This window comes from Polaromonas sp. CG_9.7 (genome assembly GCF_015752205.1).
Taxonomy (GTDB): domain Bacteria; phylum Pseudomonadota; class Gammaproteobacteria; order Burkholderiales; family Burkholderiaceae_C; genus Polaromonas.
On the sequence record NZ_JADOVG010000005.1, the window covers coordinates 157,273 to 172,395 of the forward strand.

The window sequence follows — 15,123 nt, forward strand, 5'->3', positions numbered from 1 at the left end:
TTCTCCGTGTAGGAGGAAGTCCAGTTCGCCTGCCAACAGAGCAAAGGGACTTTATCCCAGGAGCCGCCTGCTGCTTGACAACTCGGACAGAATTAAAGGCGAACCGACACATACTCCGTCTCAGAACGCTGAAACGGCCACACTTCAAACAGGAATTCAAAGCATGAACCAGGCATTGGTCGGCATCATCGGAGGCAGCGGTCTTTACCAGATGGACGCGCTGGAAGGCGCGCAAGAGCAGGTTATCAGCACGCCGTTTGGCGCTCCGTCCGACGTGCTGGTCACCGGCCGTGTGCATGGCGTACCGGTGGCTTTCCTGGCCCGGCATGCGCGCGGCCACCGTCTGCTGCCCTTTGAAGTGCCCTACCGCGCCAACATCCATGCAATGAAGCAGTTGGGCGTGCGCTACCTGCTGTCGGTGTCGGCCGTGGGTTCACTGAAAGAAGACTTCCGGCCACTCGACATGGTGCTGCCCGACCAGTTCATTGACCTGACCAAACGCCGCGAAAGCACATTTTTTGGCCAGGGCGCGGTGGCCCATGTGTCGATGGCGCAACCGGTCTGCCCGGCAACCGCCGGCGTGCTGGCGCAGGCAGTGCGCAACGTTCTGGCACTCGAGGCGCCCGGCCACGGCGTGACGCTGCACGAAGGCGGTACCTATGTGTGCATTGAAGGCCCGCAATTTTCCAGCCTGGCTGAATCGAACTGGTACCGCAGCATGGGCGGCGGCGTGATCGGCATGACCAACATGCCCGAAGCCAAGCTGGCCCGTGAGGCGCAAATCGCCTACACCACGCTGGCACTGGTGACCGACTTTGACTGCTGGCACCCGCGCGAGGCGCATGTGAGCGCCGACATGGCGCTGGCCAACCTGTTCAAGAACGCCGGCCGGGCACAGCAGGTTGCCAGTGAAGCCATTCGGCTGCTGGGCGCCAGGCAGCCTGCGAGTGAAGCGCACACGGCCCTTAAAAACGCGCTGGTGACCCAGCCTGACGCCATGGCGCCCGAGGTGCGTGCGCGCCTTTCTGCATTGCTGGGCTGAACTTTTCGGCCGCTCAACGACCCATAGACTTATGCACGCCACCTTACCCCTGCTCAAAAAAATCCAGTTCCCGGCGATTGACCGCTCGCGTCTAGACACGCTGCAGGTCAACCTGGGCTACAAATGCAACCAGAGTTGCGTGCACTGTCACGTCAACGCCGGGCCCAACCGCACCGAGATGATGGACGCGGACACCATGGCCCTGATTCCCGAAGTGCTGACGGCGCGCGGCCTTTCCACGCTGGACCTGACCGGCGGTGCGCCCGAGTTGCACGACGGTTTTCGCGGCCTGGTGCGCGCTGCGCGGGCGCAAGGCGTGCGCGTCATCGACCGCTGCAACCTGACGATCCTTTTCGAGCCGGGCCAGCAAGATCTGGCGCAATTCCTGGCCGATCAGCAAGTCGAGGTTGTGGCCTCCATGCCCTGCTATTCAGCCGCCAACGTCGACAAGCAGCGCGGCGACGGCGTGTTTGACCTGAGCATTGCCGCGCTGCAGCAGCTCAATGCACTGGGCTATGGGCAACCCGGCTCGGGCCTGGTGCTGAACCTGGTTTACAACCCGCAGGGCGCTTCGCTGCCGCCCGAGCAGCAAACGTTGCAAGCCGATTACAAGCGCGAGTTGCTGGCCCATTTCGGCATCGTCTTCAACGAGTTGTTTGCGCTGACCAACATGCCGATCCAGCGCTTTGGCTCCACGCTGGTGTCCAAGGGCTCGTTTGACAGCTACATGGAGCTGCTCAAAAGCAGCTACCAGCCGCAGAACCTGCCCGGCGTGATGTGCCGCAGCACGGTCAGCGTCGACTACCAAGGCTGGCTGTCGGACTGCGACTTCAACCAGCAGCTCGGCCTGCCACTGGGCAACTCCGGCGTACAAAGGCATTTGCGCGACCTGCTGACGACCAGCCTGGACGGCAAAGCCATCCGTGTGGCGGGACACTGCTACGGCTGCACGGCCGGCCAGGGCAGCAGCTGTGGCGGCGCGCTGGAACACTGAACGCGCCATGACGCCCGTCCGCCTGTCCGTGGTGATTCCTGCCCTGAACGAGGCGGCTGGCATGTCGGCCACACTGCAGGCACTGGCGCCAATGGCGGCACGCGGCGCGCAACTGCTGGTGGCTGACGGCGGCAGCGTTGATGGCACTGCAACTTTGGCGCAGGCTGGCGGCGCGCAAGTAGTCCACGCCCCGCGCGGCCGTGCGCTGCAGATGAACGCGGGCGCTCAGAAGGCCAACGGAGGCATCCTGCTGTTCCTGCATGCCGACACCCGGCTGCCGCCAGAGGCCGACCGCTTGATTACCCTGGCACTTGCCAACGGCGCGCAAGTCTGGGGTCGTTTTGATGTGTGCATTGAAGGCCGGCCCCGAATGCTGCGCGTGATTGCCGCATTCATGAACTGGCGCTCGCGCTTGACCGACATTGCGACCGGCGATCAGGCGCTGTTCATGACCCGCGCCGCATTCGACGCCGTCGGCGGATTCCCGGTCCAGCCGCTGATGGAAGACATCGAGATGTCAACCCGGCTGCTGAAAATTTCGCGTCCTGCCTGCCTGCGCGCACGCGCCATCACCTCGGGCCGGCGCTGGGAAACGCAGGGCGTGTGGCGCACGGTGCTGCTGATGTGGCGACTGCGCCTGGCCTACTGGCGCGGTTCGACGCCCGAGCGGCTGGCCGCGCTGTACCGGTGATGCGGCCATGACCCGTCTGGTGGTGTTTGCCAAGGTGCCGCAGGCCGGAGTGGCCAAGACACGGCTGATTCCGGCTTTGGGAGCCGAGGGCGCGGCAACCCTGGCGCGGCGCATGCTGTGCCACACGCTGTCACAGGCACTGGCTGCAAACGTGCAGGCGGTGGAGTTGTGCATGAGCCCGGCGCCGTCCGATGCAGCATGGCATGCAGTAGCGTTGCCCCTCGCCATCGAGCGCAGCGATCAGGGCGACGGTGACCTCGGCGCGCGCATGGGCCGGGCAATGGCCCGTGCCTTGGCGCAGCAGCAGGGTCCGGTCCTGCTGATGGGCACGGACTGCCCGGCGCTGAGCAGCGCCCACATCGCCGAAGCCGGCCGCCAGCTCGAACAACACGACGCCGTAGTGGTGCCGGTGGCCGATGGCGGCTATGTGCTGATTGGTTTGCGGGCGCCCTGCCCCGGCCTGTTCACCGACATGGCCTGGAGCACGCCGGTGGTGGCGGCCGAAACCCTGCGCCGCATGGCAAGCCTGGGCCTGCGTGTGTGGCAAGGCCCGCAGTTGCATGACATCGACGAGCCGGCAGACCTGGCACACCTGCCCGCGGCTTTCACGAATCCGCCATTCCTTGAAAACAACAAGCCCTTGGCGCAATAAATACGGGCATTAGCCGCTTCGTTTTCCATAGCGTTTTCATTCCAGCAGAAAATTATCTGCTCACCCCATCCTGCCGGATTACCGTTCTTTTTTTCATCTGGAGTCAGCCCATGCGCGTCATCACCCAACTCATCATCACCCTGTTTTTCGGGTTCACCGCGGCGAGCGCCATGGCCGAGGAACCGCTGAAACTCGGAGTTGGACTTTTCCAGCCCAACAAGGACAAAAACGACGCCACCTACCGTCCATTGGCCGCGTATCTCGCGGACAAGCTCGGGCGCACGGTCGAATTGCGCACCGTCGACAGCTGGGAAGGCCTTGCCAAATCGCTCGCCAGTGGTGAAACCGACCTGGCCCTGATGGGACCGTGGGGCTACGTGCTGGCCAACCAGCAAGCCGGTGCCCAGGTGGTTTCCACCATCCTCTACGACGGCAAGCCGGAGTATTTCGGCATCATGGTCACCCACCCCGATTCGGGCATCAAGAGCCCCAAAGACCTGAAAGGCCGCACCTTCGCCTTTGGCGATAAAGGCTCCACTTCCGGCTATCTGATCCCCCTGCACTACTTCATGACGCAGGGGATTGACCCTGAAACCTATTTCAGCAAGGTTCTGTACACCAGCCATCAAGCCATAGAGACGCAAGTCACCCGGGGCGCGCTGGATGCCGGTGCCGACTACAACCGCAATCGCAACGCAATGATCGAGCAAGGGCTGATCAAGGCCGATGCATCGCGCATCATCTGGCAGTCCGCGCCGCTGCCCAACGACGCCTTCGCCGTCAGCAGACAGCTGGCAGGCGACAAAGGCTTCGTGGTTCGCCTTCAGCAGGCGCTTGCAGGCATCGGGGATCAACTCAAGGTCCAGCCCGACTTGCTGCCGCCGCACTACACGGGGTTTGTGAGCCGTGACAACGCCTTTTACAAGCCAATCCGGGATGCCGGACTGGCCACCGGAAAATTGCAGACCAAATAAGCATGTGGCATCGGATTTCACGGGTCTTTGCCGGCCGTATTGGTTTTCTGACACTGGCCGTGGTGTATGCCATTTTGGTGGCTGGTTGCCTGGCCACCTTCATGGCGGAAGGCGAGTTGTCATTGGGCCGAAGGCCGCTGGAAAACCTGATTCGAACGGCAGGCGAATTTGCCCATCCCAGTTTTCTCGATGTCTGGTTTGGCAACACTAGCCTTGAATACCGCAGCGACGACGGCACGGTCTTGCGGGTGGAAAACCGGCAGGACGTCGAGGCAAATTACCTGTCGGGGCTGGCCAGCGCCACCTGGACCACCTTTCGCATCGCGACACTCGGCTCATTATTGGGTGCCGCGCTGGCGTTGCCCCTGGGCGTACTCACCGCCCGCAACCTGGCCGCGCCCCGCTTTTTGCGCCTGCCGGCCAAAGGCATTCTCGACATCGCACGGGCTGTCCACACGCTGGTTTTCGGTCTGGTGCTGGTCGGCATTGTCGGACTTGGACCCACGGCGGGAATACTGGCAATTGCCTTTCACTCCATGGGCACCTACGGAAAACTGTTTGCTGAATCCATCGAAGCGCTGGACATGGCGGCGATCGAAGCGGTGCGCAGCGTGGGTGCATCGCCCGCGCAGGTCTTTTTCAATGCGGTGTGGCCCGCCGCATTGCCGCAGTTTGTCGCCAGTCACCTGTACATCTGGGAGTTCAACATTCGCGACTCCACCATTCTTGGCGTCATCGGCGCAGGCGGGCTGGGCTTGCTCATCACCGAGGCAACCTCTTTGTTTCAATGGGGCCGGCTGTCGACGGTGTTGATCGTGATCGTCCTGCTGGTGTCAAGCTTCGATGCGCTGAGCCGGCGCATCCGCAAGGCGCTCTCATGAGCCGGGCTGCCGTGGTGCTTCTGGACGATGTCCGCTGCCCCACAGGCGGACCGATGAGCCTGCAGATCAAGCACCTGGAGATCAACCTGGGCGAACGTGTTGCCATCGTCGGACCGAATGGCGCGGGCAAATCCACGCTGCTTCGCCTGATCAGCGGTTTTGTGCGCCCGGCCGCAGGGCAGGTGGTCGTGCTGGGCCGGTCGCTGGCCGTGCCCCTTTCGGCGCAAGGCATGCGCGCATTGCGCTGTGAAGTAGGCCAAATCATGCAGGACCTGCACCCGGTGGAGCGCTTGAGCGTCCTGGAAAATGTGCTGATCGGCTGCCTTGGCCGCACGCGCGGCTGGCGCGGCTGGACACGTTGCTTTGCGCCGCACGAGGTCGCGGCCGCAGAAACAGCGCTGAGGGCTGTCGGCCTGATCCAGCGGGCCGGTACGCGCACCGACGCGCTGTCGGGCGGCGAACGCCAAAAAGTTGCCCTGGCCCGATTGCTGATGCAGCGGCCCCGCCTGATTCTTGCCGACGAGCCGACCGCCGCACTCGACCCGGCGGCAGCCCGCGAGGTCTGCCAACTGCTGGTCGAAGCCAGCGCGGGCGCGACTCTGGTTTGCGTCGTGCACAACCCTGCCCTGCTGCCCTTGCTGGCCAATCGCGTCATCGGCATGAAAAACGGCGGTATCGATTTCGACCTGCCAATGGCCGAGTTGAACGGTTCTGGACTGGAGGCGTTTTACAGCCGCACAGAGCCTTGCCTGCAGGACACCGAGGCAAGGCAGCAGCTATCTGGAAACGCAGCGCTGATTTAAAACTCCTGAATTAATAGCTGCTTGATCCCGCTACATAAGCGCTAAAGCGCTATTTCATTCATAAATTTAAACTACTCAGATCGCTTTTCAGTTTAAAGCGCAATGAAGTCAGCCTCTGTCATCCCGGCCCCGGATCAAGCCCGGGGTTTCAGCACCTGGGAACCATGACTTCTCCCCAAACGGGGTCATGGATTGCCCCGGATCAAGTCCGGGGCAGGCTCTTCAAGTCCGCAATGACAAAAGAGATTACGGAGAGCTTCGAGGGAACTGAGTAATTGCCATAAATTTCACGCGGGAAAGGCACCAGCCAACCGCGCGTCAAGGCTTGCCGAAGCCGCCGCCGCCCGGCGTGTGAATCTCGAATATGTCGCCTGGCCGCATCTCGGCCTGGCCGATATGCGCCAGTGCTTCGATTTGGCCATCGGCCCGCACCACAGTGTTTTGACCGACCTGCCCCGCCTCGCCGCCAGCCATGCCGAAGGCGCCGTGTTTTCGGCCGTTCGACAAGATGCTGGCCGTCATGGCTTCGAGGAACCTGACCCGGCGCACGCCACCATTGCCGCCGTGCCACTGGCCTGCACCGCCCGAACCCTGGCGAATCTCGTAGCTTTCCAGCCGCACCGGAAAGCGGAATTCCAGCACTTCCGGGTCGGTCAGGCGCGAGTTGGTCATGTGGGTCTGCACCACGCTGGTGCCGTCAAAGCCGTCACCCGCGCCGCTGCCACCCGAGATGGTTTCGTAGTACTGGTGCTGGTCGTTGCCGAAGGTGAAATTGTTCATCGTGCACTGGCTGGCGGCCATCACGCCCAGTGCGCCATACAGCGCGTTGGTGATGCAGCTCGACGTTTCCACGTTGCCCGCCACCACCGACGCCGGCGGGTTCGGGTTCAGCATCGAGCCCGCCGGGATGATCACTTTCAGCGGCTTGAGGCAACCGGCGTTCAGTGGAATGTCGTCATCGACCAGTGTGCGGAACACATACAGCACGGCGGCCATGCAGACCGCCGTCGGCGCGTTGAAGTTGTTGGTCTGCTGCGCCGACGTGCCGGTGAAGTCGATCTCGGCGCTGCGCTTGTCTGTGTCGACGCGAATCGCCACCTGGATCTGCGCGCCGTTGTCCAGCGGCAGCGTGAACGCACCGTCTTTCAAGCGCGTGATGACGCGGCGCACCGACTCTTCGGCGTTGTCCTGCACATGGTTCATGTAGGCCAGAACCACATCCAGGCTGAATTGCGCGACCATCTTGCGCAGTTCCTGCACGCCTTTTTCATTGGCGGCAATCTGGGCTTTCAGGTCGGCCATGTTCTGGGCCGGGTTGCGTGACGGGTATTCGCCGCTTTCCAGCAGCGCCACCATTTCGGCCTCGCGCAACACGCCACGGTCCACCAGCTTGACGTTGTTGATCTGCACGCCTTCTTCTTCGATGCGCGTGGAAAACGGCGGCATCGAACCTGGCGTGATGCCGCCAATGTCGGCATGGTGGCCACGGCTGCCAACGTAGAACGTGGGCTCGGCGGACTCATTCAGGTACACCGGCGTGATGACGGTGATGTCAGGCAGGTGCGTGCCGCCGTGGTAGGGGTCGTTCAGCACATAGACATCGCCGGGCTGCATCTTGCCGGCGTTCTCGCGGATCACGGTCTTGATGCTCTCGCCCATCGAGCCCAGGTGCACCGGCATGTGCGGTGCGTTGGCGATCAGGTTGCCTTCGGTATCGAACAGCGCGCAACTGAAGTCCAGCCGCTCCTTGATGTTGACCGAGTAGGCCGTGTTTTGCAGCTGCAGCCCCATCTGCTCGGCAATGTTCATGAACAGGTTGTTGAACACCTCCAGCAGCACCGGGTCGACCGTCGTGCCAACTGCAAATTTGATAGCGCGCGGCACCCGCCGGTCAAGCACCAGGTGGTCAAACGACGTCAGATTCGCTTCCCAGCCGGGCTCGACCACGGTGGTGGCGTTCTGCTCGGCAATGATGGCCGGGCCGGCAATGGTGTCGCCCGGCTGCAGGTCTTCGCGCACGACCAGCGCGGCATCCAGCCACTGGCCGCCCGAATACATGCGCACGGTTTCACGGCGAGGCACCTCACGCGGCGCATGCACCGCGTGGCGCGGCTCGGCGGGTGCATCGCCCGCCACCACCGCCTCGACCGACACGGCTTCGACGACCAGGCCCTTGCCTTGCATCAGGAAGGCAAAGCGCTGGCGATAAGCGGCTTCGAAACCGGCTTCGATCTGCGGCAAACTGCCAAACGGCACGATCAGCGCCGAGTCGCTGCCGTCGTAACGCACATGCACGCGCTGATGCGTGGTGATGGCGCCCGTGCTGACCTGCTGGCGCTGCAGTTCGGCTTCGGCCGTGGCGGCCAGCGTCTTGAGTGCGTCGGCAATCTCGGGCAAGGCAGCGTCTGTCAGCTTGAGTTCCACCGCCTGCTCGCGAATCACGTTCTGGTCGGCCAGCCCCATGCCGTAGGCGCTCAGGACACCGGCCAGCGGATGCACAAACACCTTGGTCATGCCCAGCGCATCGGCCACCAGGCAGGCGTGCTGTCCGCCCGCGCCGCCAAAACACTGCAGCGTGTAGCGCGTCACGTCGTAGCCGCGAGCGACCGAAATTTTCTTGATGGCGTTGGCCATCTGCTGCACGGCGATGTTGATGAAGCCCTCGGCCACGTCCTCGGCGCTGCGGCCGGTTTGCACAGCCAGATCGCCGAACTTTTCATGCACTGCTTCAAGGCTTAGTGATTCATTGGCCTGCGGCCCAAACACCTTGGGAAAGTAGCGCGGCTGGACCTTGCCGACCATCACGTTGGCGTCGGTCACGGCCAGCGGCCCGCCGCGCCTGTAGCTGGCCGGGCCGGGGTTGGCGCCGGCGCTTTCGGGCCCGACGCGAAAGCGCGCGCCATCAAACGCCAGCACCGAGCCACCGCCGGCCGCCACGGTATGGATGCTCATCATCGGCGCGCGCATGCGCACGCCGGCCACCTGGGTTTCAAACTCGCGCTCGAATTCGCCGGCGTAGTGCGACACGTCGGTCGATGTGCCGCCCATGTCAAAACCGATCACCTTTTCAATGCCCGCAATCGCCGCCGTGCGCGCCATGCCGACGATGCCGCCGGCGGGGCCACTCAAAATCGCGTCTTTTCCCTGGAACGCATGCGCGTCACTCAAGCCGCCCGAGGACTGCATGAAGAACAGCTTCACGCCGGGCATTTCGGCCGCCACCTGCTCGACATAGCGGCGCAGGATGGGCGACAGATACGCATCAACCACGGTGGTGTCGCCCCGGCTGACGAACTTCATCATCGGGCTGGTTTCATGTGAGGTGCTGATCTGCGTGAAGCCCACGTCCCGGGCAATACGTTTGGCGGCTTTTTCATGGTCGGTGAAGCGGTAGCCGTGCATGAAGACGATCGCAACACTGCGCAGCCCTTTCTGGTATTGTTCCAGCAGCTCTTCTTTCAATAGCGCTTCGTCCAGTGGCTGCAGTACGCCACCCTGCGCGCTGACGCGCTCCTGGGCTTCAACCACGGCGCTGTAGAGCAGCTCGGGCAGCACGAGGTGGCGGTCAAACAGGCGCGGACGGTTCTGGTAGGCGATGCGCAGCGCATCCCTGAAACCCCGGGTGGTGACCAGCAGCGTCGGCTCGCCCTTGCGCTCCAGCAGTGCATTGGTGGCGACCGTGGTGCCCATCTTCACGCACTCCACCACCTCGGCACTGACCGGTTCGCCGGCCTTCAAGCCCAGCAGGTGGCGAATGCCGGCGACGGCCGCGTCGCGGTATTGCTCGGGGTTTTCGCTCAGCAGTTTGTGCGTGACCAGCGAGCCGTCAGGGCGCTTGCCGACCACATCGGTGAATGTGCCGCCCCGGTCTATCCAGAACTGCCAGCGCTTGGTGCCATTTTTTTCCATGAGGTGCCTAGAGGGTAAAAAGGGTGAAGGGATTGAGTGGACTAAAGGCTGGCAGCCGAGCGCGCCGCCTGGTCGTAAATGCCCGACAGCAGGCGCAACAGGCGTGCCAGCTCGCCGATGTCGCGGTTCAGTCCGTCGTCGGCATTGAGGGCATTGATCAGGCAGGACTCGCGGATCTCGCGGTAGCGGTTCACGTGGTCCAGCCCCATCTCGGTGCAGGCATAGGTCACGTCCTTGCCGCTTTTGTTTGAGATCACCACACCCAGGTTTTGCAGTTTCTTGAGCGAATAGTTGATCAAATGCGTGTCTTCGACATTCATGATGAAGCAGATGTCAGCCAGGCGCTTGTTGCGCGCGCGGTGCGTGACATGGTGCAGCACCAGCACGTCCAGCGGCGTCAGGTCCGGCAGGCCGGCCGCACTCATGCAGTGCACCACCCAGCGGTGAAAGGCATTGCCGGCCACGATCAGGCCAAACTCGAACTCGCTCATCTCGGCGCTGCGCGGCGACACCAGGTGGGCCGACGAAACGATGGACGGCTTGCCGGGCGAAACACCAGCAGGCGCGGTGGCGACGGATTTTTTGACCATGAACAAGCTCCGGGTTGGCATCTTTATTGCGTGAACAAATTGTAGGCAGTTAAAGCTCAATTCATCAACAATTTGTTGACGTTTAGGGAAAACACCAACCGACAGCGCACAAATGCGATTTACATTTACTTGTCATTTTTTCACCTTGAACGACGTTGCCTCATGAGCCCCGCCCTGCCTTTACCCACCGTCCCATGCGCCTGAACGATCCGTCCACCCCCACCTCCCCGCTGCTGTCCGTTCGTTCTCTCGCAGTGGAATTCGAGGTCCCCGGCGGACGCTTTCGTGCGGTGGACGGCCTGAGTTTCGATGTCACGGCCGGGCGCACGCTGGCCATCGTTGGCGAGTCCGGTTCAGGCAAGTCCGTGACCTCGCAGGCCATCATGCGGCTGACCGATTATTCGGGTGGAAAAATCGTGGCGGGCCAAGTGCTGTTCCAGTCGCCGGGCAGCGGGCTGCTGGACCTGACGCAAGCCAGCGATGACACGCTGCGCGCCATTCGTGGCAATGAAATTGCCATGATCTTCCAGGAACCGATGACGTCGCTGAACCCGGTGTTCACCATCGGCAACCAGATCGCCGAAACGCTGATCCTGCACCAGGGCCTGAGCCCGTCGCAGGCGCGCGCACAAGCCCGCGCGCTGCTCGACAAGGTGCGCCTGCCCGATGCACAAAGGCTGCTCGACACTTATCCCCATGCACTGTCCGGCGGCATGCGCCAGCGCGCCATGATTGCGATGGCGCTGGCCTGCCAGCCCGCGCTGCTGATTGCCGACGAACCAACCACGGCGCTTGACGTGACGATTCAGGCGCAAATTCTCAACATCATCCGCGAGCTTCAGCGCGACCTGAACACCGCTGTCATGTTCATCACGCACGACATGGGCGTGGTGGCGCAAATGGCCGACGACGTGGTCGTGATGTGGCGCGGCCGCCAGGTCGAGCACGGCTCGGTCGACCAGATTTTCAACGCGCCCCAACACCCCTACACGCGGGCCTTGCTGGCAGCCGTTCCCCGGCTGGGCAGCATGCGCGGCCAGGCCTTGCCCAAACGCATGCCGCTGACCGTGCTGGAAGGCGGCGAACTGCGAGAAACCGGCACCGAGCAACTCCAGGACACGGTCGACAAGCGCGCGCCCCTGCTGTCGGTCGAAAAACTCAGCACCCGCTTTGACGTGGCCCACAACCTGCTGGGACGTGCCACGCACCGCGTGCATGCGGTTGAAGCCGTCAGCTTTGAGATTTACCCGGGCGAAACCCTGGCGCTGGTTGGCGAGTCTGGCAGTGGCAAGTCGACCATCGGCAAGACCCTGCAGCAGCTGGTCGAATCAACCAGCGGCGCCATCCGTTTCAACGGCCATGACATCGCCACGCTGGGCGCTGCCGGCAAGCGGCAGCTGCGGCAAGACATCCAGTACATCTTTCAGGACCCGTTTGCCTCGCTTGATCCACGCAAGACGGTCGGCTTCAGCATCGCCGAGCCCATCCTTACCCACCGCTTGCTGACCGACCCCAAAGCCATCGAGCGGCGCCTGACGGAATTGCTGGACTGCGTCGGCCTCAAGCCAGAGCACGCCAGCCGCTATCCGCACGAATTTTCGGGTGGCCAAAGGCAGCGCGTGTGCATTGCCCGCGCACTGGCCTGCAATCCGAAACTGATCATCGCCGACGAATCCGTTTCGGCGCTCGACGTGTCGATCCAGGCGCAGATCATTGACCTGCTGATGGCCTTGCAGGCCGAGCGCGGCCTGTCCTACCTGTTCATCACGCACGACATGGCGGTGGTCGAAAAAATCAGCCACCGGGTCGCCGTGATGTACCTCGGGCAGATCGTCGAAATCGGCCACCGCCAGGACATTTTCGAAAACCCCCAGCATGCCTACACGCGCAAACTGCTGGCGGCCGTGCCAGTGGCCGAGCCAGGCCGGCAGATTGATGCCCGCCTGGTCCATGGCGAAATCCCCAGTCCGGTGCGCCAGGTCGGCCAGGAGCCGGACATCCTGCAACTCGTCGACGTTGGCCCGGGCCACCGCGTGGCGCAGCCCGTCGCCGTGGCTTGACGCCCCCGCTAGCGCTGGCCTCCTTTTCATTTTTCACACTTACTCAGGAAATCGCATGAAGCTGAAAATCCTTTTAGCCACCACCAGCCTGGTGCTCACCTGCCTGGTGACGCCCGTCACCCACGCCGCCGGAACACTGACCGTGGCGCTGCACCAGGACCCGGGCAACTGGGACCCGATTGCCACTTTCCTGGTGTCCTGGGGCGCTGTCGGCAGCCAGGTGTTTGACGGCCTGATCATGCGCACGCCCGACATGAAGCTGGTGCCCGGCCTGGCGACCAAATGGGAGTTCCTGGACAAGAACACCAAGCTGCGCTTTACCCTGCGCCAGAACGTCAAATTCCACAACGGCGAGCCCTTCGATGCCGAAGCCGTCAAATTCACATTTGACCGGCTGCTCGGCGAAGAGGGCAAAAAAGGCCCGCAGCAGTCCAACTACAACGCGATTGAAAAAGTCGTGATCGTCAACGCCACGACGGTTGACTTCATTCTCAAGAGTCCTGATCCGGTGCTGCTGACCAAGCTGGCAGGTTACGGCGCCATGATTGTTCCGCCCAAGTACATCAAGGAAAAAGGCAGCCAGTTCTTCGGCATGAACCCGGTCGGCACCGGCCCGTTCAAGTTCACCGAGTACAAACCCAAGATCAGCCTGTCATTCGAGCGCAACAGCGCTTACTGGGGTGGCGCGCCCAAGCTGGACGAACTGGTTTACCGCTTCATCAGTGAGCCCGCGACCCAGGCGGCCGAACTGCAGTCGGGACGCCTGGATGTGGCCAACCAGATTCCGCTGGCGATGATCGAAACGCTCAAGAAAGACCCGCAGCTCACCGTTGCCAGCATGGATGGCCCGGTCGCGCTGGCGCTGCGCTACAACACGCAGCGCGGCATCATGAAGGATCCCGAGGTGCGCAAGGCGCTCACCATGGCGGTGGACCGCGACACCATCATCAAGGTCATCCTGCTGGGCCATGCCAAGCCCATCGCCAGCTTCCAGGGCATGCTGTCGTTTGGCAACGACCCGGCGCTCAAGCCCCTGCCGTTCAACCCGACCCTGGCCAAGAGCATGCTGAAAAAAGCCGGCGTCAAGCCAGGCACACAGATCCAGCTCGACTTTCGCGGCCCCGACAGCAACTTCCGCGAAGTGGCGCAGGCCGTCGCCGGCTACCTGCAGGCCGTCGGCATCACGGTGTCGCTAAAACCGTATGAAACCAATGTGCTGCTCAACGACATCATCCCCAACGGCAAGACCGGCGAGATGTGGCAAAACCAGTGGGGCGGCTGGACGTTTGACTACGACAACACGGCCTACGCGATGTACTACACCAAGCAGCGCTGGAATCCGTATGACGACGACGCCAAACTCAACGCCCTGCTGCACACCCAGCGCAACACCTGGGACCAGGCGGTGCGCAAAACAACGCTCCATGAGATTGGCCGCTACGTGGCCGACCAGGCGCTGGAGATGCCGCTGTACAGCCTGAACACCACCTACGGACTGAACAAACGCGCCAAGAATCTTTCGCTGCCTGCCGACGGCCGCTTCCGTTTTGTGGATGCCACCGTCGACTGACACGTTTTTTGATCTGACAGGTTGCCAACACCATGAGTGGATTTCTTATCAAGCGACTGCTGCAGGCGATCTTCGTCGTGCTGGTGGTGGTCCTGTTTGTGTCTTATGCCGTGCGCCTGTCAGGCGATCCGGCGCTGATGCTGAGCCAGGGGGCTGGAAGCGTAACGGAAGAAGACCTGCAGAACATCCGCACCGGCCTGGGGCTGGACCGTCCATTCCTGGTGCAGTACGGCGACTTTCTGGGCGGCGCCGTACGGGGCGACTTTGGACAGAGCTTCATGGGCGGAACGCCGGTGGCGCGGCTGATAGGCGACGCGCTGCCCGCCACGCTGGCGCTGGCCTTTGTCTCGCTGCTGCTGTCGATCGTGGTGTCGGTGCCGATGGGCATCAAGGCCGCCGTCAACAAAGGCAAAGGCGTTGACCAGTTCATCCGCATCATCTCGCTGGTGGGGCTGTCGTTTCCCAACTTCTGGCTCGCCATCATGCTGGTGCTGCTGCTGTCGATCACATTTCCCTTGCTGCCGCCTTCGGGCTGGGACGGGCCCATCAGCCTGGTCTTGCCGGCGCTGACCATGGCGATCATCCTCTCAGCCACCAACGTGCGGCTGGTGCGCACCGCCATGCTGGAAACGCTGTCAGCGCAGTACATCATGGTGGCGCGCAGCAAGGGGCTGCGGGAACGCGTTGTGCTCTATAAGCATGCGCTGCGCAATTGCGCCATTCCCCTGATCACCTACATCGGCCTGCAGTTCGGCAACCTGATTGGCGGCTTGGTCGTGGTGGAAAAAGTTTTTAACTGGCCCGGGCTCGGCACGCTGGCCTTTGACGCCATCGCCAACCGGGACTACCCGGTCCTGCAAGGCACCGTCACCGTACTGGCCGTGATCATTGTGGCGGTGAACCTGCTGGTTGACATTGCTTACGGGCTGGTCGACCCCCGCATTCGCAACAAATGAA

General features: G+C 62.7%; 12 protein-coding genes. 10 read left to right on the forward strand and 2 right to left on the reverse strand.

Annotation, left to right across the window (positions count from 1 at the left end):
• Positions 1–163 precede the first annotated feature (163 nt).
• The 7 genes from mtnP to IWX87_RS07160 all read left to right on the forward strand — a co-directional run bounded on the left by mtnP (position 164) and on the right by IWX87_RS07160 (position 6,037).
• The gene (mtnP, locus tag IWX87_RS07130) at positions 164–1,042 is read left to right on the forward strand and encodes an S-methyl-5'-thioadenosine phosphorylase (RefSeq protein ID WP_196862829.1); all 879 of its coding nucleotides are present in this window, start codon (positions 164–166) and stop codon (positions 1,040–1,042) included.
• A gap of 31 nt (positions 1,043–1,073) precedes the next feature.
• Positions 1,074–2,036, forward strand: coding sequence for an arsenosugar biosynthesis radical SAM (seleno)protein ArsS (gene arsS / locus IWX87_RS07135; protein WP_196862830.1), 963 nt, complete (start codon positions 1,074–1,076; stop codon positions 2,034–2,036).
• A 7-nt stretch (positions 2,037–2,043) separates the two neighbouring features.
• Positions 2,044–2,727 carry a TIGR04283 family arsenosugar biosynthesis glycosyltransferase gene (locus tag IWX87_RS07140; RefSeq protein ID WP_196862831.1) on the forward strand — a complete coding sequence of 228 codons (684 nt, stop codon included), beginning with the start codon at positions 2,044–2,046 and terminating at the stop codon, positions 2,725–2,727.
• 7 nt (positions 2,728–2,734) lie between these two features.
• Positions 2,735–3,379: a TIGR04282 family arsenosugar biosynthesis glycosyltransferase gene (locus IWX87_RS07145; RefSeq protein WP_196862832.1), complete on the forward strand. Its 645-nt coding sequence runs from the start codon at positions 2,735–2,737 to the stop codon at positions 3,377–3,379.
• A 110-nt stretch (positions 3,380–3,489) separates the two neighbouring features.
• Positions 3,490–4,353, forward strand: coding sequence for a phosphate/phosphite/phosphonate ABC transporter substrate-binding protein (locus IWX87_RS07150; protein WP_196862833.1), 864 nt, complete (start codon positions 3,490–3,492; stop codon positions 4,351–4,353).
• A 2-nt stretch (positions 4,354–4,355) separates the two neighbouring features.
• Positions 4,356–5,234: a phosphonate ABC transporter, permease protein PhnE gene (gene phnE, locus IWX87_RS07155; protein ID WP_196862834.1), complete on the forward strand. Its 879-nt coding sequence runs from the start codon at positions 4,356–4,358 to the stop codon at positions 5,232–5,234.
• Positions 5,231–6,037, forward strand: a complete 807-nt coding sequence (locus IWX87_RS07160) for a phosphonate ABC transporter ATP-binding protein (protein ID WP_231374650.1) — start codon at positions 5,231–5,233, stop codon at positions 6,035–6,037. The genes phnE and IWX87_RS07160 overlap by 4 nt, the downstream gene beginning before the upstream one ends.
• Positions 6,038–6,355: 318 nt before the next feature.
• Here IWX87_RS07160 and IWX87_RS07165 read toward each other — a convergent pair whose 3' ends face one another.
• Both IWX87_RS07165 and IWX87_RS07170 read right to left on the reverse strand, forming a co-directional pair.
• The gene (locus IWX87_RS07165; protein WP_196862835.1) at positions 6,356–9,946 is read right to left on the reverse strand and encodes a hydantoinase B/oxoprolinase family protein; all 3,591 of its coding nucleotides are present in this window, start codon (positions 9,944–9,946) and stop codon (positions 6,356–6,358) included.
• A 41-nt stretch (positions 9,947–9,987) separates the two neighbouring features.
• Complete coding sequence (locus IWX87_RS07170) at positions 9,988–10,536, reverse strand: winged helix DNA-binding protein (RefSeq protein WP_196862836.1); 549 nt, start codon at positions 10,534–10,536, stop codon at positions 9,988–9,990.
• A 194-nt stretch (positions 10,537–10,730) separates the two neighbouring features.
• On the opposite strand from IWX87_RS07170, the gene IWX87_RS07175 reads away from it, so the two are divergent.
• Genes IWX87_RS07175 through IWX87_RS07185 form a run of 3 tightly spaced genes read left to right on the forward strand, consistent with a single transcriptional unit; the run spans position 10,731 to position 15,122 of the window.
• Positions 10,731–12,596, forward strand: coding sequence for a dipeptide ABC transporter ATP-binding protein (locus IWX87_RS07175; protein ID WP_196862837.1), 1,866 nt, complete (start codon positions 10,731–10,733; stop codon positions 12,594–12,596).
• A 55-nt stretch (positions 12,597–12,651) separates the two neighbouring features.
• Entirely contained in the window at positions 12,652–14,166 is a 1,515-nt protein-coding gene (locus tag IWX87_RS07180) for an ABC transporter substrate-binding protein (protein WP_196862838.1), read from the forward strand.
• 32 nt (positions 14,167–14,198) lie between these two features.
• Positions 14,199–15,122: an ABC transporter permease gene (locus IWX87_RS07185; protein WP_196862839.1), complete on the forward strand. Its 924-nt coding sequence runs from the start codon at positions 14,199–14,201 to the stop codon at positions 15,120–15,122.
• The last annotated feature ends 1 nt before the right edge of the window (position 15,123 follow it).